Origin of the sequence: Aestuariivirga litoralis (assembly GCF_015714715.1) — a bacterium.
In the GTDB taxonomy this organism is placed as follows: domain Bacteria; phylum Pseudomonadota; class Alphaproteobacteria; order Rhizobiales; family Aestuariivirgaceae; genus Aestuariivirga; species Aestuariivirga litoralis_A.
The window spans coordinates 642,356-667,259 of the sequence record NZ_WAHS01000001.1; the positions used below are offsets into that span (position 1 = coordinate 642,356).

Here is a 24,904-nt window from a genome sequence, read left to right on the forward strand (position 1 = left end):
GGGACTTTCACTTGTCTTTGTAGTGGATGCCGCGGTCCACGGCCGCATTGCCGAATTTCTCGCGGATCTTGTCGATGGCTTTTTCGGCCTTGGTCAATTGCTGGCGGTGGCTGTCCAGTTCATTGTCTGGTGCGCCATCAACTTCCTCAAGGCGCGATATGCCGATGCCGATCAGGCGAAACTTCTCGTGGCCGGTTTCCTTGCGTAGCAATTGCTTTCCCGCATCAAACAACACATGCGCCAGGTTGGTGGCATCAGCCACAGAGCGCGCGCGGGTGCGGCTCACAAAGTCCTTGGTCTTCAGCTTCAAGGTGATGGTCTTGCCAGCATGGCCTGATTTCTTGGCGCGGCGCGACACGCGCTGGCACAGGTCCCACAGCTTGGCTTCCAGTGCCTCATAGTCGGCAATGTCTTCATTGAAGGTGGTTTCGGCGCTGATGGATTTTTCGACCTCGTGCGTATCCACCTCGCGGAAATCCTCGCCGCGGCTGAGATGATAAAGCCTGGCCCCCATGCTGCCGAAGTCGCGCATCAGGTCGATCTTTTCCATGGTTTGCAACTGGCTGATCAAAGTGATGCCACGTTTGGCCAGGCTGGCCTGCATGGCCGCCCCCACGCCCCAGATATTGCCAACTGGCTTTGTGGCAAGGAATGCTTTCATCTCAGCAGCGCCCACCACCGAGAAGCCGCGCGGCTTTTGAAGATCAGATGCCATCTTAGCCAAAAACTTGTTGTGTGACAGTCCGACTGACACTGTCACACCGATTTCATCTTCGATGCGCCGTGCCAGCCGCGCCAATGACAAAGCCGGCGGCGCGCCATGCAGCCTGGTGGTGCCGGTGAGATCGAGGAAAGCTTCATCGATCGAGACCGGTTGCACCATAGGGGTGAGGCCCAGCATCAACTCGCGCACTTGCTTGCCGACCTCGACATATTTGGCCATGCGCGGTTTCACCACCACGGCATCGGGGCAGAGTTTCAGTGCTTTGAACATTGGCATGGCGGATTTCACCCCATGGATGCGGGCAATATAGCAGGCGGTGGAGACCACGCCGCGGGTCCCGCCGCCTACGATGACAGGCTTGTCGCGCAATTCTGGATTGTCGCGTTTTTCAACGGCGGCATAGAAGGCGTCGCAGTCGATATGGGCAATCGAAAGGTCAAACAGTTCTGTGTGGCGCAGCAGGCGGGGGCTCTTGCAGGCCGGGCAGCGCGCATCATGCGCGGCAACACTGGTGAAGCAGTCGCGGCAGAAACCGGAGTTGGTGGCGCTTTCCGTCAAAACTCGGCGCCGGGCAATCTGCGCCGGGCTTTCAGCAGCGTATCGGGCGGCATGTCTTGGGCGGCGGCGAATTCAACGACCCAGCTTTCATCCTCCAAAGTCTGGTCGAGAACCATGGCCTGAAAGGCAGGATCAGACAGGCGCGAACGCAGGTCATCCAGTGTTAGGCCCGTGAGACCGACAAAGCGGGCGAAGCGGTCTTCATCCTGCGTCATGAAGGCAATGAGGCTGGCCACAAGGCTTTCAAGTGCTTCGCTTTTTCCGGAATTTGCAATCTTCATCATGTGTTAACCACCGCTGTCCCACAGGCATTCTAGTTAAACAATTGGTTACGGGGAATGGCGATTGTGTCCATGCAGGGGCAAGCTGACCGTGGCAATTATTGTAACAATTTTCAGCTCAAGCAGGGGCTATAGTCGATGGGAAATGATTTGATTGCTGGTGTGGTCAAGCCATTTCCTGCCGGGAACTCGGGTGCGATGAAGAAAACCGTTCTGGTTGTCGAAGACAACGAGTTGAACATGAAGCTTTTCAACGATCTTCTGGAAGCTCACGGCTATGGCGTGCTGCAGACGCGTGATGGGCTTTCAGCGCTTGATCTGGCCCGCAAGCACATGCCTGATTTGATCCTGATGGATATCCAGTTGCCGGAAGTGTCCGGCATCGAAGTGACCAAGTGGCTGAAGGAAGATGATGACCTGCGGAAAATTCCGGTGATTGCCGTCACCGCTTTCGCCATGAAGGGCGATGAACAGAAGATCCGCGAAGGCGGCTGCGAGGCCTATATTTCCAAACCCATTTCGGTGATGAGTTTCCTGGCTACCATTGATAGTTTTCTGAAGAAGGCATCATGACCGCACGCGTCCTCGTCGTCGACGACATTGCTGCCAACGTGCGGCTTCTGGAAGCCAAGCTGACGGCTGAGTATTTTGAAGTGGTCACCGCCATGAATGGCGTGGATGCACTGGATGCCGTTCAGCGCACAAAGCCCGATATCGTTTTGCTCGATGTGATGATGCCCGGCATTGACGGGATCGAAGTTTGCAAACGCCTGAAGGCCAACAACGCTACCGCTCATATTCCGGTGGTGATGGTGACAGCCCTTGACCAACCGGAAGACCGGCTGAAGGGCCTGCGGGCGGGGGCCGATGATTTCCTGACCAAGCCGGTCAATGACATCTCGCTGTTCAGCCGCGTAAAATCGCTAGTCCGGCTGAAAATGCTCACCGACGAATTGCGTGAGCGTGCTGACGTGAATAACGGCACAGTTGGCCAAATCACCAAGCCGGCGGCACTGCCCAATGCCAGCAATGGCCATGTGTTGCTGGTTGAGCCGCGTGCCCAGGCGGTGGAACGCATGCAGGCGGTCATGTCCGGCGAACACAAGCTTGCAGTGGCCATCGATCTTCCTTCCACCATGGCGGCGATCGAGCATGCCGCCACGCCGTTTGAGCTGATCATCGTCAGCCTGGGGGCTGAAGGTTTTGATGGCCTGCGGCTGGTCTCGCAAATCCGCTCGCAGGATGCCATGCGACAAACACCTATTCTGGTGATCGTTGATCCGATCGACCAGAAAAACCTTTTGCGCGCGCTTGATATGGGCGTGAATGACTATCTGATGCGCCCGGTGGACAAGCAGGAATTGCTGGCCCGCGCCGCCACGCAAATTAAACGCTGGCGCTATACCGAGCAATTGCGCGGCAGTGTGAAAGCTTCGATGGAAATGGCCATCACTGATGGCCTGACCGGGCTTTACAACCGCCGCTATCTCGAAACCCATATGGGCAATCTGGTGGATCATTATGCCAATCGCGGCAAGGTTCTCAGCGTGCTGGCGGTCGATGCCGATCACTTCAAAGCGGTCAATGACACCTATGGCCATGATGCCGGCGATGCCGTGTTGCGCGAACTTGCCTCACGCATGACAAGGATGACGCGCGGGGCTGACCTGTGCTGCCGCGTCGGTGGCGAGGAATTCGTGGTGGTTCTGCCGGGCACCGATCTGCCGGTGGCCCGCCAGATTGGCGAGCGCTTGCGTCTTGCGGTGGCCAATGGCCCGTTTGATATTGGCGGCGGGAAGATGATCCCAGTCACTGTTTCCATCGGGGTGTCTACCCTGGTGGGCTTTGACGATACGCCGGCTGATATCCTGAAACGGGCCGACGAGGCGCTCTATGCTGCCAAGCGTGACGGCCGCAACCGCGTGACGCTGGCAGCCTAAGCCAAATCAGTGCCATTTTTCAGGGCGGTTTATCCCCTTTGACGTCCGCATGATTTGGCCTTTAAAAGGCCCGCAACGCTCACTATAGTAAGTTCTGACATTCGTTTTCGGGAGTTTGAGATTATGGGTTCACTTTCACTTTGGCATTGGGTCATCATCATTGCCGTGGTTCTTCTGCTGTTTGGCGGCAAGGGCAAGGTTTCAGATCTGATGGGTGATGTGGCCAAGGGCATCAAGAGCTTCAAGAAGGGCATGGCTGACGGCGACGACACCGAGTCCGACAAGACCCTGGAAGCCACGGTCGAAGAGGTGGCTCCCAAGGCCGCCGCCAAAGCCAAAGCCAAGAGCTGATGCAGTTTTGAGGGGAGGCTTTGCCTCCCTGATGTCCCATGTTTGATTTCGGTCTTAGCACATCGCACATTCTGGTGATCGTGGTCCTGGCAATCATTGCCATCGGGCCCAAGGATCTGCCGACTGTGCTGCGCCGTTTCGGCCAGTTCATGAACAAGATGCGCGGCATGGCGCGCGACTTCCAGGGCCAGGTTGATGTGGCCATGAAGGATGCCGGGATGGACGGCGTTCAGCAGGATCTCAAATCGCTGCGTACCGGCATTTCTGCTGCCGTAGCACCGATGCAGACCTTGGCTTCCAGCGCAGCATCGTCGGCCATGTCTTCGCCATCCGCTTCGGCCTCTTCGACTGCTATTGCGGCTGCCGCTTCTTCCACGCCAGCATTCCATAGCGGCAATGACTTCTCACGCTATTTCGGAGATGGCACGGGCGAAACCCGCGTTCAGGGCCGGGGGCTTGATGATGGCGTGCGCGAATGAGCCAGGCTGATATCGATGCGTCCGAAGCTCCGCTGCTCGACCATCTGGTGGAGTTGCGGCAGCGGCTGATCTACAGCGTCGTTGCGTTTTTCGTGGCCTTCTTTGTGGCCTTTTATTTCTCCAGTGAAATCCTGCATCTGCTGATCCTGCCATTCAAGAAGGGCACGGGGCAGGATGTGGCGCTGATCTCGATCAAGCTTCTGGGTGTGTTCCTGGTGAAACTGAAGATCGCGATTTTCGGTGGGCTGTTTGTGGCTTTCCCGTGGATTGCCACGCAGGTTTACAGATTCGTGGCGCCCGGCCTCTACAAGCATGAGCGCCAGGCGCTTTTCCCTTATCTGTTTGCAACCCCGATCTTCTTCGTGATGGGCGCAGCCCTCGTCTATTTCATGCTGCTGCCTGTTGCCATCCGCTTCTTCTTTGCGCTGGCCGCGTCAACGGGTGACAGCACCAGTGCGGGCATCCAGCTGATGCCGGATATTGAATCCTATCTCGATTTCGTGATGACGCTGATCCTGGCATTTGGTGTCACCTTCCAGCTGCCCGTCATTCTCACGCTGCTGGGCCAGCTCGGCATTGTGAAGCAAGACCAGCTGAAAAAAGGCAGGCGCTTTGCACTGGTGGGCGTTGCCATTCTGGCTGGTGTGATCACGCCGCCCGATCCGATTTCGATGATCTCGATGATCGTGCCGCTGTTTGCGCTTTATGAAGTGGCGGTGATCACGGTGGGCTTCATGGAACGCCGCCGCGCCTCGAAATCCACGGACATCACCACCACCGAATAATCTGGCCTCATTTGTACCACTTGTCTTCGCGGCCTTCTGGCTGTTCACAAGTGCAGGCGCGCGCGCTAGAAACAATCCATGGCCTGCAAACTCTCCGTCAACGTGAACGCAATTGCCTATCTGCGTAACCGGCGCGATGTGCCGTGGCCGGATCTTGTCGATCTGGGGCGCATTGCATTGAAGGCGGGTGCAGTGGGCCTCACTGTGCATCCCAGGCCCGATGAGCGGCATGTGCGACGGACTGATGTGCCAGCGCTGCGTGATTTGCTGCGCAAGGAATTTCCGGGCCGCGAATACAATATCGAAGGCTATCCCAATGAGCGTTTCCTCAAACTGGTGGAAGCGAACCAGCCTGACCAGGTGACGCTGGTGCCGGATATTCCGGGGCAGAGCACTTCGGATCACGGCTGGAACATTGGCGAGAATGAGAAACTCCTTCGCCGCGTTGTGAACCGCCTCAAGAGGGGCGGTATGCGGGTGGCGATCTTCATTGATCCTGATCCTGCGCAACCCGCCATGGCCAAAGCGGTGGGTGCCGATCGCATCGAGATTTATACCGGTCCTTATGGCGGTGCTGTTTGGCCCAAGGTCAAACGCGAGTTTGACAAGGTGGTTGCAACCGGGCGGGCCGCTGCGAAGGCTGGCATTGAAGTGAATGCCGGGCATGATTTGACGCGGGAGAACCTGCCGCCTCTGGTCGCTGCGTTGCCCAATCTCAAGGAAGTGTCCATCGGCCACGCCATCATTGCGGATGCGCTGCAGTTCGGTCTTGGCGAAACCGTCAAACAATTCCGGAGGGCCATCAATGACCTCTAGCTTATGGACGCTGATCAGCATTGGTCTGGTGCAGATGCTGGCCGTCATCAGCCCTGGCCCATCCTTCTTGATTACGGCGCGCACCGCTGTGTCCAAAAGCCGTCTGGATGGTGTGAAGATTGCGCTGGGTTTGGGCGCGGGCACGGTGATCTGGTCCTCCGCTGCATTGCTGGGACTCAATGTGCTGTTCCATGCCTTTCCGCCACTGCTGGTGGCGATGAAGATTTTCGGTGCGCTGTTCCTGCTGTGGATCGCCTACAAGATTTTCATCCACGCGGCCGAACCGCTGGACATGGGTGAGGGCCAAGACACGGGTGGCAGCCCGTTCCTCAAGGGGTTTCTGGTGCAGATCAGCAATCCCAAGGTGGTGGTGTTTTTCGGCTCGATCTTTGTGGCCATGCTGCCGGCGCAAGTTCCGGCCTGGATGGCGGTGGCGCTGATCGCCATGGTCTCGCTCAATGAAGTCTGGTGGTATTCGCTGGTGGCCCTGTTTTTCGGGGCAGGGCCGGTGCGCAGTTTCTACCTCAAGGCCAAAGCCTGGATTGACCGGTTCACCGGCGCGTTCCTCGGTGTGCTCGGCATTAAATTGCTGTGGGGCGCCATCAGGGGCTGATGCCAGGCTCCCCCAGACTCTCTATCGCCATTTGCGGCGCAGGGCCGGCGGGGCTGGCTTGTGCATTGGCGTTGGGCCGTGCCGGGCATACGATCACAATCTTCGAACAATTCGATGAGGCCAAACCCGTAGGTTCCGGCCTGATCCTGCAGCCCACGGGCTTGGCGGTACTGGATTGGCTGGGTCTTGGCGTTCGGATGCGGGCTTTGGGTGCCCGCATTGACCGGCTGCATGGAACGGCAGCCGGCCGTACGGTGCTGGATGTGCGCTATGCCGCTCTGGGCGACGCGCGCGGGCTTGCCGTGCACCGCGCGGGGCTGTTCAACGTGCTGCATGATGCGGTGCTGGCCGCAGGCATCATACCTGTCACCAACCGGAAGATTGTTGGGCTGGAAAAGGGTCAACTGCATTTTGAAAGCGGCGACAGGCAAGGCCCGTTTGATCTGGTGATTGATGCGATGGGATCGCGCTCGCTGCTGCTGCCCCTGGCTTCGGCGCCGCAATCGCGGCGAGCACTGGCTTACGGTGCGATCTGGGCCAGCCTGCCTTGGCAAGCTGACGGCTTCGATCCGCATGCCTTGGAGCAGCGCTACCGGAACGCTTCGCAAATGTGCGGCGTGCTGCCTATTGGACGCATGCGTGAAGGCGAGGAGGCGCAAGCTGCATTTTTCTGGAGCCTCAAGCATCAGGACTACGAGGCCTGGCGTGAGCGCGGATTAGAGCGGTGGAAGGAAGATGTACTTCAGCTCTGGCCCGAAACCGTGCCCTTGCTGGCCAGCATCAAAAGCGAAAACCAGATGACACTGGCGCGATATGAGCACCGAACGCTGCCGCTGCCCTTTGGGACAGGATTGGTTTTTGTCGGCGACAGTGCGCATTCCACCAGCCCGCAATTGGGGCAGGGTGCGAATATGGCATTGCTGGATTGCCATGCTCTGACGCAGGCGCTTGCCACGCACCAAACCATCCCTGAAGCAGTCGCAGCCTATGCGGCGGCGCGGCGCTGGCATGTGCGGCTTTTCCAGGCGATGTCCTTCATGTTCACGCCGTTCTATCAATCGGACTCGCTGCTGCTGCCTTTCGTGCGGGACAGAGTGGTGGCGCATCTCAGCCGCCTGCCGCCGGCCCAGCGTTTCCTGGCCACTTTGGTGTCGGGGCGGCTGGGGCTTAAACCGCTTGTGTGAAGGCGCGCGCCACCGTAGAAATTTCTGACATTTTTGCAGGACGCGCCATGGCCCAGAATTTTCTCAGTCAGATCACCGGTTCCTTCGCTTTTCCAGCCGCTGAGAACCCGACGGTGGCGATGGTCGAAGCGGCCTACCGCCATCACAAGCTGGATTTCCGCTACCTCAATTGCGAAGTGCCGCCGGAGAAGCTGGGTGACGCCGTGAAGGGCGCACGCGCGATGAATTGGGTGGGCTTCAATTGCTCGATCCCGCATAAGGTGGCGGTGATTGATCATCTGGATGGGCTGGGCACATCCGCTGAGATCATTGGTGCGGTCAACACCATTGTGAGGCGGGGCGATAAGCTCATGGGCGAGAACACTGATGGGCGTGGCTTTGTCAAAGCGATGCGCGAGGCGATTGATCCATCCGGCAAGCGCGTGGTGCTGTTTGGGGCCGGTGGCGCAGCGCGCGCCGTGGCGGTGGAAATGGCGTTGGCGGGTGCCGCACAAATTCTGGTAGTCAACCGCAGCAAGGAACGCGCGGCACCTCTGGTCAGCACGCTGAACAGCAAGACTGGCACAGCCGCCGAATATCACTCCTGGGATTCAACGTTCAATGTGCCGCCCGGCACTGATATCCTGATCAACGCGACTTCGATTGGCCTGTTCCCCGATGTGGATGGGCGGCTGGATGTGGACATGCGGAGCATCCAGCCCGATATGGTTGTGGCTGACGGCATCCATAACCCGCCGGAGACGCTGTTCATCCGCGGTGCGCGGGCGCAGGGCTGCCGCACGCTGGATGGATTGGGCATGCTGGTCAACCAAGGGGTGCTGGGTGTGCAGTACTGGACCGGCGTGGAAGTGGATGCCCGGGTCATGCGGGGTGCGCTGGAGGAGATTTTCGGGCTCACGCCCAAGGCATAAGCCCTCTGCTTTCAAGCCGCTTGCCTTAATTTCCACCAGCCGCTAATCCCCCGGCCAACCAGAACAAGAGGGATTTTCCATGCGCGTTTTTTATGACCGGGATGCAGACGTCAATCTGATCAAGGGCAAGAAGGTCGTCATCGTCGGTTACGGCAGCCAGGGGCGCGCCCATGCGCTGAACCTGAAGGATTCAGGTGCCAAGGAATTGGCCGTGGCTTTGAAGCCCGGCTCGCCCACCGCCAAGAAAGTGGAAGCTGACGGCCTGAAGGTCATGTCGGTTGCTGAAGCCGCCAAGTGGGGCGACCTCCTCATGATGGCCACGCCGGACGAACTCCAGGCTGACATCTACCGCAACGAAATCGCCCCGAACATCCGTGATGGTGCTGCCATTGCTTTTGCCCACGGCCTCAACGTGCATTTCGGCTTGATCGAGCCGAAGAAGACCATCGACGTTGTGATGATCGCGCCGAAGGGCCCTGGCCACACGGTGCGCGGCGAATACCAGAAGGGTGGCGGCGTGCCGTGCCTGATCGCCGTTCATAACGATGCCTCGGGCAATGCCCATGATCTCGCGCTGTCTTACGCCTGCGGCGTGGGCGGCGGCCGTTCTGGCGTCATCGAAACCAATTTCCGTGAAGAATGCGAAACCGATTTGTTCGGCGAGCAAGTCGTTCTCTGCGGCGGCCTCGTTGAGCTGATCCGCGCTGGCTTTGAAACGCTGGTGGAAGCCGGCTATGCGCCTGAGATGGCATATTTCGAATGCCTGCATGAAGTGAAGCTGATCGTCGATCTCATTTATGAAGGCGGCATCGCCAACATGAACTACTCGATCTCCAACACTGCCGAATGGGGCGAATATGTTTCCGGCCCGCGCATCATCACCTCTGAAACCAAGCAGGAAATGAAGCGCGTGCTGAAGGACATTCAGACCGGCAAGTTCACTTCCGAGTGGATGCAGGAATGGAAGTCGGGTGCTGCCCGCTTCAAGGCCATCCGCCGCGGCAATGACGAGCATCAGATCGAAGCCGTCGGCGCCAAGCTGCGCGAAATGATGCCGTGGATTGCCAAGGGCAAGCTGGTCGACCGCGCCCGTAACTAGTTCCGGCTCACGAGCCAAATGAAAGGGCCGCTTTATGCGGCCCTTTTTGTTTATGAGAAAGTCTGGACCGCGCAGGCCACGGTGCCGAGCAGTGCGAGCTTCATCACCAATCCCAAAATCTGCGGGCTGATGCGGCCGGGGGCCACGGCCATCAGAACCATGATGGCGAAGATCAGTGCGACCAGAGCCATCTTGAGGCTGAACCACATGCCGAGTGCTGAAGGATCGCCGCCAAAGCGCAACCACAGCATGGCGATGCCGCTGAGCACCAGCACGGCGAACGCACCGCGCGAGAAAATCTGGATCTGTCCGGCAATCGCACCCAGCGCCGGCCGGGCCGCGGGTTGCCCAGCCATCTGGCGGCCGATCAGCGGCATGGCTACGGTGGCGGTGGTGCCGACAGCCAAAGCCACGAGATGCAGAAAGAGCATAATTTTAAAGGTTAAGTCCATTTTGTATCTCCCATTGAGGTTTCAGTGGGGCGGGTCTAGAACCTCAAGTTAACTTGAGGTCAAGAGGTTATTTTGGCGATCTTCAAATTTCTGACAATCGGTGAAGTTTCGGCCCGCAGCGGCGTCAGCGTTTCGGCTCTGCGCTTTTACGAAACCAAGGATTTGATCGGTGGTATCCGCACCTCCGGTAACCAGCGGCGCTATGGGCAGGGCATATTGCGGCGCATCGCGCTCATCCATTTCGCGCAGGGGCTTGGCATTTCGCTGGCGGAGATCGGCGAGGCCTTGTCCACTTTGCCGCGTGATCGCAACCCCACGCCGGAAGAATGGCATCTGGTGGCCAGCAGCTGGAACGTCAAACTTGCGGCGCGCATTGCCGATTTGACGCGGATGAAAGACCGGCTGGAGGATTGCATCGGCTGCGGCTGTCTCTCGATGGAAAAATGCCCGCTGCGAAACCGCGAAGACCGGCTGGCGCAAAAGGGCAGCGGGCCACGGCTGTTGCTCAAATCATAAAACAAAAAGAGCCCCGTTTCCGGGGCTCCCAAAACATTGTGCGTGGATCAGGCGGTGAAGGCGGCTGCGTTGTTCTTCAGCCAGTCTTCGAAACTGCCGGGCTGTTTGCCGGTCAGTGCGGTGAAATCCTTGGCATCACCTTCCAGGCCACCTTGGGCGGTATTCACATCAAACGATGCGATCATCTTGGCCATACCTTCGGGAACGCCGTGGCTGGTCATGCCCTGAATCAGGCCTTCAACCGGAACCTGCACGACAGCGAGCGGCTTGCCGGTGGCCTTTGAGACGAGGGCGGCGATTTCTTCAGTGGTGTAGGCCTTGGTGCCGGACAGCGTGTAGGTGGTCTTGGCCGGTTTTGCGTTGACCAAGGCATTGGCGGCGGCGAGTGCGAGATCATCGCGCCCGATCTGGCCGATTTTGCCGTTGCCCGCAGAGGTATATTGCGTGCCGGACTTCAATGCCATCGGCAAGCCCATGAACAGGTTTTCGAAATACCAGTTGTTGCGCAGGATGGTCCAGGCTGGGATCTTCGAGGCCGCGATGGCCTGTTCGGTGTGCAGATGATCAGGTGCAAACGTCACGGCCGAGGTTTCGGGCTTCGGCATCGACGTATAGATCACATGGCCCACGCCTGCCTTTTCAGCGGCAGCAACAGCCACCAGATGCTGCTTCTCGCGCTGGCCGGTGCCGAGCGCATTGGTGCTGATGATCAGGAAATGGCTCGCGCCTGCGAGAGCCTTGGCGAGGCCGGCTTCATCTTCAAAATCCGCGGCGCGAACCTGCACGCCCTTGGCCTTCAAGTCATCCAGCTTGGCGATGTCACGGGTGCCGGCGATGATGTCCTTGGGCTGTACCTTGAAGGTGGTGAGAAGGTGGTTGATCACGGCACGGCCCAGCTGGCCGCCGGCGCCTGAAATGAAATAGGTTGACATGGATGGTCTCCGTTCTGTTTATAGTCTCTATTTGAGAGTAACATTCATTTAGACTTCACTCTGGAATGCGCAAGACGGCAGTTTTTCCGCTCCAGGTAACATGGAAGGAACCACCCTATGGAATTGGCAGAAACCAATCTCATTCCCGCCCGCAGGGCCAACCGGCAGTCGGCTGAAGTGACGGCGTCATGCCCGGTGCGCGATGTGCTGGACCGGGTGGGCGACAAGTGGAGTGCGCTCATCGTGCGTGAGCTCGATCACGGCCCGCGCCGCTTCGGCGTGTTGCGCCGTGCGATTGAAGACATTTCGCAACGCATGCTGACCGAGACTTTGCGCAATCTGCAGCGCGATGGTTTCATCTCACGCAAGGTCATCCCGGCCACGCCACCGCAAGTGGAATATGCGCTCACGCCGATGGGGCAATCCTTGCAGGGCGCACTTTCCGCACTGGCGCAATGGTCGGCCCAGAACCATGACGCCATCCGTTCGGCGCGCCTTACCTACGATCACGCCACGCCATAAAAAAAGGCCCTCAAACGAGGGCCTTTCTGTTGAATGGTTGCAGGGCTTACATGCCCTTATTTACATGCCTTTGGCCTTGAGCTGCTTGTTGCACATCGACCAATATTGCGGCCAGCGGCTCTTGGTATCCAGCGCCAGGATGGTGGCGGGAAGCTTGTTGGAAGCTTTGGCCTGTTGCCACATCGCGCCGCACTGCTTGATGCGCTTGATGGCAGCAATCTGGCCGGGGCTCAGCGCCTTGCCATTCTTGTCCACGGTCGGGATCGGAGAATTGTCAACGGCGGTTGGTTCCGGCGGAGACAGAGAGACGGTCTTCGACGGCTTGGCAGTGGTAGCAGCTGGCGCAGTGGCAGCCGCGGTGACCGTGCAGCCTGCGCTGCGGAAGTTGTTCCAGGTCATGCCCGCAGGAACCGTATTGGCAGCCTTGGCGGCTTTCCAGGCAGCCGAGCACTGGGCCATCGACATTTTCGGCGCATCAGTTGCGGTCGAAGCGGCAGCTGCAGCAGGAGCAGGGCACTTGGCGGAAATGTAGTCCTTCCACTTCATACCGGCCGGGCGCGTGCCAGCAGCACCCATGGCTTTCCAGTTGGCAGAGCAATCGGCCATGAAGCTGCCCGAAGGTGTCGGCGTGGCGACGGCTGCGGTGGCCGGCTTGGCTTTGGTCTTGGCGACAACCGGTGTTGTTGCCGGGGCTGCGGTGGCCGCTGCATCTGTGCCGCACTGGGCTTTGCGGAAATCATTCCAGGCCGGCGTATTTGGATCAGCCGCCTTGGCAGCTTTGAACTTCACGCTGCATTCGGCCATCGACAGGGCAGAAGCCTGACCCGGAAGGAAGGCGCTGGCCGAGATTGCCATGAAAGCTGCGATCCCCAGAACGCGCAGATTGTTGGACATTTTCAGTTCCCTCTATGTAACAAGCCCTGCATGATGCGGACTATGGTTATGTGGTTGCGAAGGATTCGCGCCCCATTGCGGCCATTCTAATCTTTGGAAAAGATGTTTAAAAGGCGGCGACGGAATTAACACTTGTACATATTGGAACCACGTATGTCACTCACCGACGATATTGTGAAGATCGAGGAACAGGAAAAAGCCCTGCGCTTTGCTTCATTCAACGAGGCCGATGCTTGGGCGCTGGGGCAGCAAATGCGCGAGGCTGCAGCCAAGCAGAAGCTGCCTCTGGTGATCGACATTCGTATTGCTGACCGCCAGCTTTTCTTCGCAGCGCTGCCTGGCACAACAGCCGACAATTCCGAATGGGTGCGCCGCAAGGTGAACAGTGTGCAGCGCTTCCAAAAAAGCTCTTACCGCATCAACCGCGAAGTGGAGAAAGATGGCAGGCCATTTGCGCAAGCGCGCGCGCTCGACATCCTGGACTATGCGTATCATGGCGGCGGCTTTCCGATTCATGTCGAAGGGGCTGGGGTGATCGGCGCCATCACCGTGTCCGGTGTTCCGCAGCGCAATGACCATGGTTTCGTTGTTGAACAGCTTTGTCTCTATCTGAAGAAAGACCATGCCTCCCTGGTCCTCGGCCCCGGCGCGGCGGATTGATGGAAAGCGGAATGACTTTCTGGTTGCTGGCGCTGCTGGCAGCTTTCTTTGTCGGTGCCTCCAAGGGTGGCTTGCAATTGGTTGGGCTTCTGGCGGTGCCGCTGCTGGCCTTGCATATGCCCGCAGGCCAAGCGGCGGGCCTGATCCTGCCTATCTACATTCTCAGTGACTGGTATGGGCTGTGGCTGTACCGGCATGAATATTCCGCCCGTAATATCGCTATCCTTGTTCCTGCCGGATTGATCGGCGTGATCATCGGGTTTCTCACCGCGCATCTGACCGATGAAAACATGGTCAAGCTTCTGGTGGCGTTAATCGGCGTGGCCTATTGCCTCGATGCCATCTTCAAGGCCTGGCGCCAAATTCCGGCCAAGCCTGCCGATGTCCCGCGCGGCCTGTTCTGGGGCACGATTGCGGGCTTCACCAGCTTTGTCAGCCATGCCGGTGGCCCGCCCTACAATATGTTCGTGCTGCCGCAGCGCCTGAGCAAGATGACTTATGCGGGCACCACCACCATCATCTTCGCGATCATCAATCTGCTGAAGCTGCCGCCGTACTGGGTGCTGGATCAGGTCAACGTGTCGAGCTTGTGGATTTGTGTGTATCTCGCGCCGATGTCGCTGTTCGGCGCATGGGCCGGCTACAAGCTGACCGGCATTCTGCCCGAGAAGATTTTCTTCCGCACAGTGGAACTGGCGTTGATCGTGGTGGCCATCCTGCTGTTCAAGGAAGCTGTGCCGCCGCTGTGGCATCAGTGGATTGGTTGAGCTTTTGGGGTGCAGCCCCACCATTGAGGCCAATGATGGGGCCGCTATACGGAACTCAATCTGCAACTGGGGGCAGTGTACAGATTAAGTCCGGATTTGTTATTCCATCACCGACTCCATGATGGCATCTTCCTTTTCCTGCTGTTCTTTCTTGCTCACGGCCTTGGCCTTTTTGGGCGGGCTGAGCAGCAGCAACAGTGGGAAGGCGCACATGGTGATCCACATCATCAGGCGGAAATCCTGCAGGTAAGCCAGATCGGCAGCAGCGAAACTCACGCGGGCATTGGCCATGGAAAGGCCAAAGCGCGTGGTCAAATCCATCGCGTGGCTGTTGACCGCCAATTCGATGGCGGGGCGGAACGGGGTAATGAGGCTGGCATAGGCCGCGTGGTTGATTTGCGTGCGCTCCGACAGATAGGTGATCACGGCTGAGATGCCGATGGATGATCCGATATTGCGGATCAGGCTGAACAGGGCCGTGCCTTCGGTGCGGAAATGCGCGGGCAGGGTGGCAAAGGTCAGCGTGGAGAGCGGCACCCAGATGAAGCCCAAGCCAAAACCCTGGATGATGCCGGAAATCACAATGCGGGTGCCCGACATATCGGTAGTGAAATTGGTCATCATCCACAACGAGATGATGGTCATGCTGAGGCCGAAGGAAATCATGATGCGTGCATCAAGCTTGCCGGAGAGACGCCCGACCGCGAACATCGCAAACAACGTGCCGAAGCCGCGCGGTGCCAGGAGGATGCCCACATCAATCACCGGATAGCCCATAAGGCTTTGCAAGTAAGGCGGCAGCAGCGCCATCGTTGCCAGCAGGATGATGCCGATGATGAAGATGAACAGAAGGCCGATCGAGAAATTCTTGTCCTTGAAAATGGCCGGGTCGATGAAGGCATTCTTGGCGGTAAAGATATGCGCGATGAAGGCGTAGATGCACAGGCCCGCCAGCAGCGCTTCAATCGCCACTTCCGGGCTGGCAAACCAGTCCTTGCTTTCGCCGCGGTCCAGCATCATCTGCAATGCGCCAATGCCTACACTCAAAAGCGTGAAGCCGAAGAGATCGAATTTGCGGTCAGGATCGAGTGGAGTTTCTTTCACGAAAGTCTGGATGCCCAGCCAGGCCAGAATGCCGAAGGGCAGGTTGATATAGAACACCCAGCGCCAGTTGTAATACTCCGTCAGCCAGCCGCCGAGTGATGGGCCCAGGATTGGCCCCACCATCACGCCGATGCCCCAGAGGGCCATGGCGCTCCCGTGTTTTTCTTTAGGGTAAGAGTCCAACAGCACAGCTTGCGACAGCGGCACGAGCGACGCGCCAAACACGCCTTGCAACAGGCGGAACAATACGATCTGCGGCAGGTTCTGGGCGGCACCACACAGCATGGAGGCAATCGTGAAGCCGATCACCGCCATGATGAACAGGCGCTTGCGGCCCCAGCGCGCGGAAAGAAAACCAGTGAGCGGCGTGCAGATGGCGGCGGCCACGATGTAAGACGTCAGCACCCAGGAGATCTGGTCCTGGGTGGCGCCCATATTGCCCTGCATATGCGGCAAGGCCACATTGGCGATGGTGGTATCCAACGCCTGCATGATGGTGGCCAACATCACCGCCGCCGTCACCAGCAGGCGCTGGCTTTCATCCGGCAGTTTGGCGGGGACGGGTATGGCTGCAGCAGTCATTGGTCAGGCCTTAAAAGTGGAAACCCATGAAGGAACGCTGGTGATGCGTATCGATGGAGACGTAAGCACTCATGCCGAGGCGCAGCTGCGGCTGGCCGTCCTGCGGCACCAGCTTGATGCGCACCGGAACACGCTGGGCGATCTTCACCCAGTTGCCGGTGGCATTTTCAGCGGGGATCACCGCATAGGCCGCACCGGTGGCAGGGCTCAAACTATCGACCACACCCTTCCAGGTGATGCCGGGATAGGTATCAACCGTAATGTCAACATCTTGGCCGGGCTTCACATAGGTGATTTCGGTTTCTGTGAAATTGGCATCAACGCGCAGATTGTTGGAGGCGATCAGCGCGAAGGAGGGCGTGGCCGCCACGGCAGCGGGTCCGCCGATCACATAGGCACCGATGGAAGGCAGTTTCGAAACATAGCCATCAGCCGGGGCCTTGATCTCGGTGTGGGTGAGGTCAAGCTCGGCCTGGGCCACATCGGTTTGGGCCGAGAGATAGGCGGGGAATTTTTCCAGCGCGGCATTGGGATCGCCGCCGAGGGATTGCACGATCTGCTGCAGGTTCAGCTGCAGCAAGGCAATCTGCTGCTTGGCCAAGGTTGCGGCTTGCGTCGCATCATCAAGGGTGGATTCGGCGGCGAAATTCTTGGCGGTGAGTGAAGTCTGCCGGGTGAGGGACTTCTCAGCGAATTCGCTACGGGTCCTGGCACTTTCAATCTCGGAGAGCTTTTCGTCGTAGCTGGCCTTCAAGCCAGCGAAATCTATCTTCACTTGATCAAGCTTGGCCTGGGCGCGGTCCAGCGCCACTTTCAGCGCCGCATCATCGAGGCGCAGGATCACATCGCCGGCCTTCACTGGCTGGTTTTCAGAAACGGTCACTTGCTTCACGATGCCGGAGACTTCCGGGCTGACCAGCGTCATCGAGGATTGCACATAGGCATTTTCGGTTTCGGCAAAGCGGCCGCCATGCAGATACCAGAGGCCCACGCCCGCGATCACCAGCAGCGGCACAACGACCAGCAGCAGGAAGCGGCGCCCAGAACGGGATTTCGGCTTGGCCACAGGTTCAGCGGCGGATTGCTTGTCAGCTTTGGCAGTCATGGTGGTGCTCATAATCGTTACTTCTTGTGAATGAGAAATTGCAGATTGTTGCGCATATGGCCGAGCGCATCGTGAAGCGCTGTGACCTCGGCGCGGCTGAGGCCCTTGGTGGCCGCCTGGCGCAGGTCCGCGCCTTCGACCTCGAGGAAGGCGAGAACCTTCTGCGAGGCGGGCAGCAGGTAAATCTGATAGGCGCGGCGGTCATGCGGCGTGGCGCGGCGCTCGACAAATTTCAGGCTTTCCAGCCGGTCGATCAGGCGTGCCATGGCGATGGGCTGCACTTCCAGCAAGTTGGCGAGATCAACCTGCCGCAGGCCCTCATGGCGGGAGACGTGATAGAGCGCCCGCGCCTCGGTGACCGACAGCGAACAGCCCTCCAGGCGTTCCTGGAAGGCGCGGCGCATGAGGCGGGAGATGTCGGAGACGAGAAATCCGAGGGTTTCTTGTTTGGTGTTCAAGGGAGGCAATTCATATGCAGGGCGATATAATATGATTTGTATATCATCTTCTGCGCCAGATGCGGCGTGCCAAATGCGCATGTCTGGAGTGCAGTAACAACAGGGACAATGTTTTGGTTGAGGCAAGTTTTGGCCAGTGGCAGAAAAACCTCATGAAACTCGAATTTTACACGCTGGACGTTTTCACCGCCCAAAGGTTTTCCGGCAACCCGCTGGCCGTGGTGCTGGATGCCGATGGGCTGACCACCGCGCAGATGCAGACTATCACCAAGGAGTTCAATCTCTCCGAAACCACCTTTGTGATGAAGCCGGAAAATCCGGCCAACACCGCGAAAGTGCGCATCTTTTTCCCTGGTGGCGAAATGCCGTTTGCCGGGCATCCCACGCTGGGCACGGCGATCCTGCTGGCGGAACTGAAGAACAAGCCTGGCTGCAGCCTGCAGACTGAAATCCGGCTGGAACTGCCCGCTGGCCTAACCCCGGTCAAAGTCTCGCGGATTGCGGATCGCATGTCGGGGATTTTCACTGCGCCGGTCATCCCATTCCACGTCGACATCGCCCTTCCATCGGTGGAAGACACGGCGCGCGCGTTGAACCTTGATGCGGCCGACATCGGCTTTGGCAGCCATCAGATTGCCTCGCTTGAGGGCGGCCCACGATTCTTCTACGTGCCGGTCAAAACCCGTGCCGCATTGGAAAAGAGCAAGGTGCTGGAACCCTATTGGTCGGCGCTCATCAAGCCGATGCAGGGCGTGGTTGCGGCGTACATCTACACGCCGGGTGGCGATGGCCCACAGGCGTCTTACCGCGCCCGCATGTATGCGCCCACCGGCGGCATTCCCGAAGATCCGGCGACTGGCTCAGCCACGGCGCTCCTGGCGGCGCAATTGCTGACGGCTGAAAAGCTGGCCGATGGCAAGCATAGCTGGAACCTGGAGCAGGGCTATGAGATGGGCCGCCCGTCTGACCTGCGGCTTGAAGCAGATGTGAAGGATGGCGCGCTGACGGCGGTGCGCGTCGGCGGCTCTGCCATCCGCATGATGAGCGGCGAGATTGAGCTTTAGTTCTGGCGGCGGGATTTGATGGCCCGCGCCCTTGAATAGGCAATGGCCATGCGCGGAATGGCGTGGACCAGCCTTCCGCTGGGCGTGGCCGGGCGCGGCTCGCTGGCGGTGCGGAACACATTCACCTTCCACAGCCAGCGGCCCAGATCAGCGCGGCTGGTGGCCCAGGACACCACGGGGGCCAGCAGCAAACCGATCACCACCGGCAGCATCCACAGGAAGGCCGAAACTGAAATTGAATAGGCCACAAACGCAAAGATCACGCCGGCCAGCACATGTTGCGCATGTTGCTGTAACGCAGAACTGAAAGGCATCACCTCTTCATTGCGGTTCTGGGTATTCCAGCCGGAATCCCGGCCGGAGAAAATGTCGATCACGCAGCGCGTCTGTACCAGCATCATGATCGGCGACAGCAGCATCGAGAGCAAAATCTCCGCCACGAAACTGTTGATCAGCCCGACAGCACCACCAAAACTGCGGCGTTGTTCCTTATCTGAAAGCGCCAGAATGAGTCCCAGAATTTTCGGCATGTAAAGCACGATGGCGGTGATCCAGAGCAGGCGCAGAGCGAGTTCCGGATTGAACACCGGCCAGGCCGGAAACAGCGCGATTCCAGGGAAATAATTGGGCGTGGTGAAACGCGCCACGGCGGCCAGTCCCAAGCCCACTACCAGCAGCAGCAGCCACAATGGCGAAGCAAGGTAAGACATGATGCCCTGGATCAGATGCATGCGGCTGATCCAATGCAGGCCGCGCGCGGAGACGATCTTGGCATGCTGCAGATTGCCTTGCGCCCAGCGCCGGTCACGCACGGCGACGTCGATCAGCGACGGCGGCGGCTCTTCATAGGAGCCCTTCACATCAGGCAGCATATAGACGGCCCAACCCGCGCGGCGGATCAAGGCAGCTTCGATGAAATCATGGCTCATAACGTGGCCGCCAAAAGGCTTGCGGCCCTTCAGTTCGGGCAGGCCGGCAGCGGCGGCAAAGGCCTTGGTGCGGATGATGGCATTGTGGCCCCAGTAATTGCCATCGCGGCCATGCCAGGCTGAAATGCCAGCGGCCACCAGCGGTCCATAGATGGCACCGGCAAATTGCGTCATGCGGGCAAAGGCGGTCCAGCGGTTGCGCAGGATCGGCAGTGTCTGAATGATGCCGGCCTCACTGTCGAGGGCCATCGCGCGGGCCAGCGTGATCAACGTGTCGGGCCACATGTCACTGTCGGCATCCAGCACGATCATGTGGTCATAAGCACCGCCCCAGCGCGTCACGAAGTCGGCGATGTTGCCGGCCTTGCGGTGGTGGTTGTCGGCACGCCTGCGGTAGAACACGCCCATCTGGCGGCCGAGCGCGGCGCGGAGTTTTTCGAAGGCTTCAACTTCCTGCGCGGCGGCGTGATCCTTGCGCGTGTCGCTCAGAACGAAAATGTCGAAGGCCGCGCCCGCCTGCTTGGCCACCAGGCCTTGGCCAATGCGCGTCAGCGTGGCGAAGACCATGCTCGGGTCTTCATTGTAGAGCGGCATCAGCAAAGCCGTGCGGCCCATCGCACTCATTGGCGCCAGGCGCGGGCGCTTTTCCTTGCGCGCCAGGATCACGAAGAAGCCAAGCAGCGCGCTGGCGCAGGCAAAGGAAATCCATGAGAAAGTGAGCGCGAAGATCGCGGCGAAGATGATCTGCAGTGACGTGATATCCACCGGGCTGATCACTTCATAAATAAGCGTGGTGCCGATGGCGACCAGCACCAGCGTCACAGCGAAGACGAACAGCCGCGCGAAGTTGCGCTTGCCGGGGCGCTTCAGCGGCCTTGCACCACCAGCCCAGATTCCCAGCTCCTGTGCCGGCATGGCCAGCGGAGATTCAAGGGGCAGGGTGCTGGGCTGTTCTATCTTCACGCCTTCACCCACCTGTAAAGCCAGGTTTCACCAGCGACCGTATCGCCGCGCTTCAGGTTGGCACGCAGTTCAGCTGAATCCAAACCGCTCGCATCATGACGGAAGGTCACGCGGATGGCGCCGGTCACATCATTCTTGATCACATTGATCTGATCGACTGTGCCTGCGCTGGCGGTGGCCGTGGCGGTGAATTCATCGGCTTCGCCGGGGCCGGAATATTCAATCACATAGATGCGCTTGCCCGGATCATAAGTCGGAGGGGTAGTGGTGAAATCCACCGCCACGCCGGAGCCAGAGAACGTCACCAGCTTCACCGCTGCGGCAGTCGGGTCCAGCGGCCATTCCGGGCACCAGTGCAGGCGGTACACATAAGAATATTCACTGCCTTGCTTCAGCGGGTCCTTCGGCTGCCAATAGGCCACCATGTTGTCATTGGTTTCGACATTGCTGGGGATTTCGAACAGGGTCACAAAGCCTGCGCCCCAATCACCGATCGGTTCAATCCAGGCGCTGGGGCGGCGCTCATAGCGCGCCTCTATGTCGCGGAAATCTTCAAATGAACGGGTGCGCTGCATCAGGCCGAAGCCGCGCGGCGTCTGGTCCTCGAAGTAAGACACTTGCAAAGTCTTCGGGTTGTTCAGTGGGCGCCAGATCCATTCGCCGCGCCCGGTCAGCATCATCACGCCGTTTGAGTCATGCACCGCCTCGCGGAAATCTTCCACCGGGCGCGCCATGGGGCCGAACAGATACATCGAAGTGAGTGGTGCGATGCCCGCATGTTCAAGATCACGGCGCGGATAGAGCGTCACTTCCACATCCATCTGGGTGTCTTCGCCGGGCTTGATGGCGAAGCGATACGCACCCGCCACCGAGGGGCTGTCGAGCAACGCATGCACCACAATCGTGCCGGTGCCGGCTTCCGGCCGCTTGATCCAGAAGGCCTTGAAGAAGGGGAATTCCTCGCCCGAAGGCTGGCCGGTATCAATCGCAAGGCCGCGTGCGGAGAGGCCGTAATTCAGGCCCTTGGCCACCGCGCGGAAATAGGATGCGCCCTGGAACACCGCGATCTCATCAGCGGTGTTGGCATTGTTGATCGGATAGCGCAGGCGGATGCCCGCATAGTGCAAATCCACCTTGGCATCGGGTGGGGTGATCTTGGGGCCGAAGATGAAAAGCGATGGATCGTATTTCAGGCGTGACTGCTGGTCGTCCTGAATCACATAAACATCGACGGGGCGGGTGAACAGGAAGCCCGAATGGAACATGTCGAAGGAGAAGCCATGCGCTTCGCCCTTCCAGATTTGCCTGTCAGGGTTGAAGCGGATGTCGCGGTACTGGTCGTAAGTGATCGAATCGAAGCCTTTGGGCATTTCGATCTTTTCATCGACGAAGGGCTTGGCAGCCAAAGCCTTGGCCAGGGATTTCACATGGTCTTCCGCAAAGGCGCTGGGTTTTTCATAGAGCACCGGCGCATCGGCAAAGGCAGGCAGGGCGCTTTCGCGGAGCAAGGCCACAGTAGCGGCAAGCTGGGCGGAAAGGCTCAGGAATTGACGGCGCGTAGAAGACATGCAGAACGTTACTCAAATTATGGTGCGGTGCGAAACTGGCTGACAGTCATCGATTTGTAAAGCCGTAAACTTAGGCAAAACAGCGGCGGGCGTCAGGATTCCCGGACGCCAGATACATCGGCCAATTGTTTGAGGTTCCATGACAAATTTGCAATCTGAGCGATATTCAACCACGCTTGGGATATTCCTCGCTTGTGCAACCGTGCAGTGCAGCATGAGATTGCAAGCCGAGCGCCTCTGCCGAGGCTTCAAACGCGGAAGTTTCGCTTAGGTTCCGTTGATTGAAGCAAAAAAGCCGCCCTTGAAAGCCAAGGGCGGCCGCAATTTTGCCGGGTGGTGAAACGGGTTACTGCTTGGTCTTGATAAAGGCGATCAGGTCGGCGCGCTGGGCATCGTTCTTGACCCCACCAAAGGCCATTTTGGTTCCTGGCACCACGACCATCGGAGCCTTCAGATAGGCATCAAGTGTGGCATCGTCCCAGGCCGCCGTGGATTCACCAAATTTTTTGAAGCCGTCGGAATAGGCAAAGCCCTCGAATGAAGCGGGCTTGCGACCGAACACGCCCACCAGTGAAGGGCCAACCTTGTTGGTTTTATCGGTGAAGGAGTGGCAGGCTTCGCACATTTTTGCGACTTGCTCGCCCTTGACTGCGTCGCCGTCAGCGTGGGCGGCAGTGGCGCTGAAAATGAGCGCAAATCCAAGATATATTATATTTTTCATGTTGGTTTCCTCTTGTTGAAATTAATATCAAAGTTTGCCGTGGGGGCAATTATGCGTTTCGACGCGGCCCCGAATAGTTTCCATCAAATTCCAACACGCTCGACTGATCATTCATCCGAAACCAGTCTCACGCCCAGGTAAGTGGGCGGTGTGCCCGTGGCGCAACCACCTGCTGCTGGATTGCGAAGGAAGATCGGAATCTCCGCTTCGTGTGCGCCTTCCACCACATAGGCAGGGCAATCATTCGCGGCCTGACCGTCAAATCCACTGACAGCGCATGATGCTGTCCATTCCCATACATTGCCGCTCAGGTCGGCGACCCCGTCCGGGGTAGCGCCAAAGGCCCCTGAGGGACGCACAGGCCCGCCTGGACTTTCTTCCTGGCCATAGGCAGCGGCCCATGAGAGGCGGGGATCAGTGAACAGGGGCGCAGGCCGGGGCTTTTCGAGCGAGCGGTTAAGCCAGCGCCATTCTTGACGCATCGGCAGGCGCAGGTTTCCGCCCGCGCGCGTGTTGGCCCATGCGAGAAATTCGTTCACGTCGAACCAGTTGACTCCCGTCATCGGCTGTCGGACTGCGATGTCATTCGCCTTCGGGCCGTGGGTGCAGGCCTTGTCTTGCACGCAGCGCCGCCAGTCTGCCGTCGTCACCTCGACCGGAGAAACCAGCAGGACATGACCATCCGGCATTTTCACCCGGATCATGGATTCGCGCAGCGTATTGTCATGCGGCAGCCCGGCCCAGGAGAGTATGAGGGCACCGACGGCGATGGCGAATACGCTGCGCAAACTCGTCTATCCCGTAATGGGCCGGGGCTTGGCCACCTGCATCATCAGGTCATCGCTCCACTGCCCGTCCACCTTGAAATGCGCCGTTGCCCCCAGCATCACAGCCTCGATCAGATTGTGGTTCACATAGGCATAGATGCCGGGCTGCCTGAATTTGTAGAGTGCGGCACCTGCTGATCCACCCCGGATGAACCAGGTTTCGTAGTCAGTGTCTGGTGCGTTGGCGAACTTGCCGTGCTCCCACACATAATCAGCATGGCCGCCGATCAGATGCGGGCGGGTATCGCGGTTGGCCTGAGCGTGGATGATCAACAACGTTTCGCCGACCTTGGCTTTCATCGCATTGTCGCCGGTGAGTGAACCGACAGCCCCATTGAACACAACATGGCTGGGGATCAGCGTGCGCATCACGTCCAGCGATTCTGGCAGATCTTCACCCGCCGTTTCGTATTTCTTGAACGCGCCCTTCTCGTCACGTGGAATGTAGAAGTCCTGCTCGCCGACATAATAGGCCATGTCATATTTCAAGGCGTTGCCCTTGCCGTCCTTCAGACCATCGCGGGGCAGGACCATCACGGCCCCATTCATCCCGTGCACCACATGGTAGGGGATCATCACGTCGCCCGGGGCGCAGTGATAGACAAACACGCCCGCCTTGATGGCCTTCCAGCGCAATACGACTTCCTGGCCCGGCAATATTTTGGTAAGCGCGCCGCCGCCCAACGCGCCGGTGGACGCGTGAAAATCGATATTGTGCTCCATCATGTTGGTTGCGAGGCTGCGAAGCGTCAGTTCCACATAGTCGCCTTCGTGACACACAATCATGGGGCCGGGGACGGTGCCATTGAACGCGAAGGCCCAAATTTCGGTGCCCTCCTTGTCGATGACGATCTTCTTCTCCTCGATTGTCATGGCCACTTCCACGATAACCGGGCCCGTCTTCGCGACCAGGTCGTGTTGCGGGAGGTTGGGCGGAGCGACCAGGGTTTGTTTGATGCGCGGCAGTTTGGACACATCAACGGCTGCATCATCAGCACGCGCCGGAGTGCTGGCGAGTGTGGCTGCGGCAGCGGTCATCGCGCCCACGCCGAGCAGGCTGCGGCGTGAAAATTGAAATCCATTATTGTTGGTCATGATA

The 24,904-nt window shown here is 58.9% G+C and carries 28 protein-coding genes; 15 read left to right on the forward strand and 13 right to left on the reverse strand.

The genetic code is table 11. From position 1 onward, the window contains the following. Window positions 1-7: 7 nt before the first annotated feature. Both F8B91_RS03360 and F8B91_RS03365 read right to left on the reverse strand, forming a co-directional pair. Window positions 8-1,282: a DNA polymerase IV gene (locus F8B91_RS03360; protein WP_210324320.1), complete on the reverse strand. Its 1,275-nt coding sequence runs from the start codon at window positions 1,280-1,282 to the stop codon at window positions 8-10. Continuing rightward, complete coding sequence (locus F8B91_RS03365; protein ID WP_196502298.1) at window positions 1,279-1,566, reverse strand: DUF3572 domain-containing protein; 288 nt, start codon at window positions 1,564-1,566, stop codon at window positions 1,279-1,281. The genes F8B91_RS03360 and F8B91_RS03365 overlap by 4 nt, the downstream gene beginning before the upstream one ends. A gap of 195 nt (window positions 1,567-1,761) precedes the next feature. Here F8B91_RS03365 and F8B91_RS03370 point away from each other — a divergent pair, with 195 nt between their 5' ends. The 10 genes from F8B91_RS03370 to ilvC all read left to right on the forward strand — a co-directional run bounded on the left by F8B91_RS03370 (window position 1,762) and on the right by ilvC (window position 9,741). Beyond that, window positions 1,762-2,136, forward strand: coding sequence for a response regulator (locus tag F8B91_RS03370; protein ID WP_196503874.1), 375 nt, complete (start codon window positions 1,762-1,764; stop codon window positions 2,134-2,136). Next, window positions 2,133-3,503 carry a PleD family two-component system response regulator gene (locus F8B91_RS03375; RefSeq protein WP_196502299.1) on the forward strand — a complete coding sequence of 457 codons (1,371 nt, stop codon included), beginning with the start codon at window positions 2,133-2,135 and terminating at the stop codon, window positions 3,501-3,503. The genes F8B91_RS03370 and F8B91_RS03375 overlap by 4 nt, the downstream gene beginning before the upstream one ends. Before the next feature lie 123 nt (window positions 3,504-3,626). Continuing rightward, window positions 3,627-3,854: a twin-arginine translocase TatA/TatE family subunit gene (locus F8B91_RS03380; protein ID WP_196502300.1), complete on the forward strand. Its 228-nt coding sequence runs from the start codon at window positions 3,627-3,629 to the stop codon at window positions 3,852-3,854. Window positions 3,855-3,892: 38 nt separating this feature from the next. After that, the gene (locus F8B91_RS03385) at window positions 3,893-4,333 is read left to right on the forward strand and encodes a Sec-independent protein translocase subunit TatA/TatB (RefSeq protein WP_196502301.1); all 441 of its coding nucleotides are present in this window, start codon (window positions 3,893-3,895) and stop codon (window positions 4,331-4,333) included. Next, window positions 4,330-5,118: a twin-arginine translocase subunit TatC gene (gene tatC, locus F8B91_RS03390; protein WP_196502302.1), complete on the forward strand. Its 789-nt coding sequence runs from the start codon at window positions 4,330-4,332 to the stop codon at window positions 5,116-5,118. Before F8B91_RS03385 ends, tatC begins: the two co-directional genes overlap by 4 nt. Before the next feature lie 78 nt (window positions 5,119-5,196). Beyond that, on the forward strand, window positions 5,197-5,934 hold the full coding sequence (locus F8B91_RS03395; RefSeq protein ID WP_196502303.1) for a pyridoxine 5'-phosphate synthase: 738 nt from the start codon (window positions 5,197-5,199) through the stop codon (window positions 5,932-5,934). Further along, window positions 5,924-6,547 (forward strand): LysE family translocator, encoded by a 624-nt coding sequence (locus F8B91_RS03400; protein ID WP_246714951.1) that lies wholly within the window; start codon window positions 5,924-5,926, stop codon window positions 6,545-6,547. Before F8B91_RS03395 ends, F8B91_RS03400 begins: the two co-directional genes overlap by 11 nt. Then, window positions 6,547-7,731: an FAD-dependent oxidoreductase gene (locus F8B91_RS03405; protein WP_196502305.1), complete on the forward strand. Its 1,185-nt coding sequence runs from the start codon at window positions 6,547-6,549 to the stop codon at window positions 7,729-7,731. The genes F8B91_RS03400 and F8B91_RS03405 overlap by 1 nt, the downstream gene beginning before the upstream one ends. Before the next feature lie 47 nt (window positions 7,732-7,778). Continuing rightward, window positions 7,779-8,642, forward strand: a complete 864-nt coding sequence (gene aroE, locus F8B91_RS03410; protein ID WP_196502306.1) for a shikimate dehydrogenase — start codon at window positions 7,779-7,781, stop codon at window positions 8,640-8,642. Window positions 8,643-8,721: 79 nt separating this feature from the next. Next, complete coding sequence (ilvC, locus tag F8B91_RS03415; protein WP_196502307.1) at window positions 8,722-9,741, forward strand: ketol-acid reductoisomerase; 1,020 nt, start codon at window positions 8,722-8,724, stop codon at window positions 9,739-9,741. A gap of 50 nt (window positions 9,742-9,791) precedes the next feature. Here the strand turns inward: ilvC and F8B91_RS03420 are convergent, their stop codons facing one another. Next, the gene (locus F8B91_RS03420) at window positions 9,792-10,193 is read right to left on the reverse strand and encodes a hypothetical protein (protein ID WP_196502308.1); all 402 of its coding nucleotides are present in this window, start codon (window positions 10,191-10,193) and stop codon (window positions 9,792-9,794) included. Window positions 10,194-10,265: 72 nt separating this feature from the next. Here F8B91_RS03420 and soxR point away from each other — a divergent pair, with 72 nt between their 5' ends. Next, a complete protein-coding gene (gene soxR / locus F8B91_RS03425) occupies window positions 10,266-10,709 on the forward strand; it encodes a redox-sensitive transcriptional activator SoxR (protein WP_210324321.1) in 444 nt (147 codons plus the stop codon). A gap of 47 nt (window positions 10,710-10,756) precedes the next feature. On the opposite strand, the gene F8B91_RS03430 is transcribed toward soxR, so the two are convergent. Further along, window positions 10,757-11,641: an NmrA family NAD(P)-binding protein gene (locus F8B91_RS03430; RefSeq protein ID WP_196502309.1), complete on the reverse strand. Its 885-nt coding sequence runs from the start codon at window positions 11,639-11,641 to the stop codon at window positions 10,757-10,759. A 117-nt stretch (window positions 11,642-11,758) separates the two neighbouring features. On the opposite strand from F8B91_RS03430, the gene F8B91_RS03435 reads away from it, so the two are divergent. Next, window positions 11,759-12,163: a winged helix-turn-helix transcriptional regulator gene (locus F8B91_RS03435; protein ID WP_196502310.1), complete on the forward strand. Its 405-nt coding sequence runs from the start codon at window positions 11,759-11,761 to the stop codon at window positions 12,161-12,163. A 60-nt stretch (window positions 12,164-12,223) separates the two neighbouring features. Here F8B91_RS03435 and F8B91_RS03440 read toward each other — a convergent pair whose 3' ends face one another. Further along, a complete protein-coding gene (locus tag F8B91_RS03440; protein ID WP_196502311.1) occupies window positions 12,224-13,057 on the reverse strand; it encodes a hypothetical protein in 834 nt (277 codons plus the stop codon). 153 nt (window positions 13,058-13,210) lie between these two features. On the opposite strand from F8B91_RS03440, the gene F8B91_RS03445 reads away from it, so the two are divergent. Together F8B91_RS03445 and F8B91_RS03450 are read left to right on the forward strand one after the other, a co-directional pair. Next, complete coding sequence (locus tag F8B91_RS03445) at window positions 13,211-13,717, forward strand: heme-degrading domain-containing protein (protein WP_196502312.1); 507 nt, start codon at window positions 13,211-13,213, stop codon at window positions 13,715-13,717. Between the two features lie 11 nt (window positions 13,718-13,728). Continuing rightward, window positions 13,729-14,484 (forward strand): sulfite exporter TauE/SafE family protein, encoded by a 756-nt coding sequence (locus F8B91_RS03450; protein WP_246714952.1) that lies wholly within the window; start codon window positions 13,729-13,731, stop codon window positions 14,482-14,484. Window positions 14,485-14,583: 99 nt separating this feature from the next. On the opposite strand, the gene F8B91_RS03455 is transcribed toward F8B91_RS03450, so the two are convergent. The 3 genes from F8B91_RS03455 to F8B91_RS03465 are packed head-to-tail and all read right to left on the reverse strand — an operon-like array spanning window position 14,584 to window position 17,733. Continuing rightward, complete coding sequence (locus F8B91_RS03455; RefSeq protein WP_196502314.1) at window positions 14,584-16,170, reverse strand: DHA2 family efflux MFS transporter permease subunit; 1,587 nt, start codon at window positions 16,168-16,170, stop codon at window positions 14,584-14,586. Window positions 16,171-16,180: 10 nt separating this feature from the next. Next, a complete protein-coding gene (locus F8B91_RS03460) occupies window positions 16,181-17,275 on the reverse strand; it encodes an HlyD family secretion protein (RefSeq protein WP_196502315.1) in 1,095 nt (364 codons plus the stop codon). Window positions 17,276-17,292: 17 nt separating this feature from the next. Continuing rightward, complete coding sequence (locus F8B91_RS03465) at window positions 17,293-17,733, reverse strand: MarR family winged helix-turn-helix transcriptional regulator (RefSeq protein WP_196502316.1); 441 nt, start codon at window positions 17,731-17,733, stop codon at window positions 17,293-17,295. 152 nt (window positions 17,734-17,885) lie between these two features. Between F8B91_RS03465 and F8B91_RS03470 the strand changes: the two genes are divergently transcribed. Continuing rightward, the gene (locus F8B91_RS03470; RefSeq protein ID WP_196502317.1) at window positions 17,886-18,797 is read left to right on the forward strand and encodes a PhzF family phenazine biosynthesis protein; all 912 of its coding nucleotides are present in this window, start codon (window positions 17,886-17,888) and stop codon (window positions 18,795-18,797) included. Here F8B91_RS03470 and mdoH read toward each other — a convergent pair. The 5 genes from mdoH to nirK form a co-directional block, all read right to left on the reverse strand. Further along, a complete protein-coding gene (mdoH, locus tag F8B91_RS03475; RefSeq protein ID WP_196502318.1) occupies window positions 18,794-20,689 on the reverse strand; it encodes a glucans biosynthesis glucosyltransferase MdoH in 1,896 nt (631 codons plus the stop codon). The genes F8B91_RS03470 and mdoH overlap by 4 nt on opposite strands. Further along, entirely contained in the window at window positions 20,686-22,257 is a 1,572-nt protein-coding gene (locus F8B91_RS03480) for a glucan biosynthesis protein G (protein ID WP_196502319.1), read from the reverse strand. Before F8B91_RS03480 ends, mdoH begins: the two co-directional genes overlap by 4 nt. Before the next feature lie 346 nt (window positions 22,258-22,603). Further along, window positions 22,604-22,978 carry a c-type cytochrome gene (locus tag F8B91_RS03485; RefSeq protein ID WP_196502320.1) on the reverse strand — a complete coding sequence of 125 codons (375 nt, stop codon included), beginning with the start codon at window positions 22,976-22,978 and terminating at the stop codon, window positions 22,604-22,606. A 107-nt stretch (window positions 22,979-23,085) separates the two neighbouring features. Then, complete coding sequence (locus F8B91_RS03490; protein ID WP_196502321.1) at window positions 23,086-23,766, reverse strand: formylglycine-generating enzyme family protein; 681 nt, start codon at window positions 23,764-23,766, stop codon at window positions 23,086-23,088. Window positions 23,767-23,772: 6 nt separating this feature from the next. Beyond that, a complete protein-coding gene (gene nirK / locus F8B91_RS03495; RefSeq protein ID WP_246714953.1) occupies window positions 23,773-24,900 on the reverse strand; it encodes a copper-containing nitrite reductase in 1,128 nt (375 codons plus the stop codon). Between the last annotated feature and the right edge of the window lie 4 nt (window positions 24,901-24,904).

Excerpts from the sequence above, each read along its gene's own strand:
- F8B91_RS03445 (WP_196502312.1), top strand. The coding sequence starts at position 13,211 with ATGTCACTCACCGACGATATTGTGAAGATCGAGGAACAGGAAAAAGCC.
- F8B91_RS03460 (WP_196502315.1), bottom strand. The coding sequence starts at position 17,275 with ATGACTGCCAAAGCTGACAAGCAATCCGCCGCTGAACCTGTGGCCAAG.
- F8B91_RS03395 (WP_196502303.1), top strand. The coding sequence starts at position 5,197 with ATGGCCTGCAAACTCTCCGTCAACGTGAACGCAATTGCCTATCTGCGT.
- F8B91_RS03430 (WP_196502309.1), bottom strand. The coding sequence starts at position 11,641 with ATGTCAACCTATTTCATTTCAGGCGCCGGCGGCCAGCTGGGCCGTGCC.
- F8B91_RS03380 (WP_196502300.1), top strand. The coding sequence starts at position 3,627 with ATGGGTTCACTTTCACTTTGGCATTGGGTCATCATCATTGCCGTGGTT.
- F8B91_RS03400 (WP_246714951.1), top strand. The coding sequence starts at position 5,924 with ATGACCTCTAGCTTATGGACGCTGATCAGCATTGGTCTGGTGCAGATG.
- aroE (WP_196502306.1), top strand. The coding sequence starts at position 7,779 with ATGGCCCAGAATTTTCTCAGTCAGATCACCGGTTCCTTCGCTTTTCCA.
- F8B91_RS03450 (WP_246714952.1), top strand. The coding sequence starts at position 13,729 with ATGACTTTCTGGTTGCTGGCGCTGCTGGCAGCTTTCTTTGTCGGTGCC.
- F8B91_RS03440 (WP_196502311.1), bottom strand. The coding sequence starts at position 13,057 with ATGTCCAACAATCTGCGCGTTCTGGGGATCGCAGCTTTCATGGCAATC.
- F8B91_RS03375 (WP_196502299.1), top strand. The coding sequence starts at position 2,133 with ATGACCGCACGCGTCCTCGTCGTCGACGACATTGCTGCCAACGTGCGG.
- F8B91_RS03455 (WP_196502314.1), bottom strand. The coding sequence starts at position 16,170 with ATGACTGCTGCAGCCATACCCGTCCCCGCCAAACTGCCGGATGAAAGC.
- tatC (WP_196502302.1), top strand. The coding sequence starts at position 4,330 with ATGAGCCAGGCTGATATCGATGCGTCCGAAGCTCCGCTGCTCGACCAT.
- F8B91_RS03435 (WP_196502310.1), top strand. The coding sequence starts at position 11,759 with ATGGAATTGGCAGAAACCAATCTCATTCCCGCCCGCAGGGCCAACCGG.
- ilvC (WP_196502307.1), top strand. The coding sequence starts at position 8,722 with ATGCGCGTTTTTTATGACCGGGATGCAGACGTCAATCTGATCAAGGGC.
- F8B91_RS03420 (WP_196502308.1), bottom strand. The coding sequence starts at position 10,193 with ATGGACTTAACCTTTAAAATTATGCTCTTTCTGCATCTCGTGGCTTTG.
- F8B91_RS03385 (WP_196502301.1), top strand. The coding sequence starts at position 3,893 with ATGTTTGATTTCGGTCTTAGCACATCGCACATTCTGGTGATCGTGGTC.
- F8B91_RS03485 (WP_196502320.1), bottom strand. The coding sequence starts at position 22,978 with ATGAAAAATATAATATATCTTGGATTTGCGCTCATTTTCAGCGCCACT.
- F8B91_RS03370 (WP_196503874.1), top strand. The coding sequence starts at position 1,762 with ATGAAGAAAACCGTTCTGGTTGTCGAAGACAACGAGTTGAACATGAAG.
- F8B91_RS03470 (WP_196502317.1), top strand. The coding sequence starts at position 17,886 with ATGAAACTCGAATTTTACACGCTGGACGTTTTCACCGCCCAAAGGTTT.
- F8B91_RS03405 (WP_196502305.1), top strand. The coding sequence starts at position 6,547 with ATGCCAGGCTCCCCCAGACTCTCTATCGCCATTTGCGGCGCAGGGCCG.
- F8B91_RS03480 (WP_196502319.1), bottom strand. The coding sequence starts at position 22,257 with ATGTCTTCTACGCGCCGTCAATTCCTGAGCCTTTCCGCCCAGCTTGCC.
- F8B91_RS03365 (WP_196502298.1), bottom strand. The coding sequence starts at position 1,566 with ATGATGAAGATTGCAAATTCCGGAAAAAGCGAAGCACTTGAAAGCCTT.
- nirK (WP_246714953.1), bottom strand. The coding sequence starts at position 24,900 with ATGACCAACAATAATGGATTTCAATTTTCACGCCGCAGCCTGCTCGGC.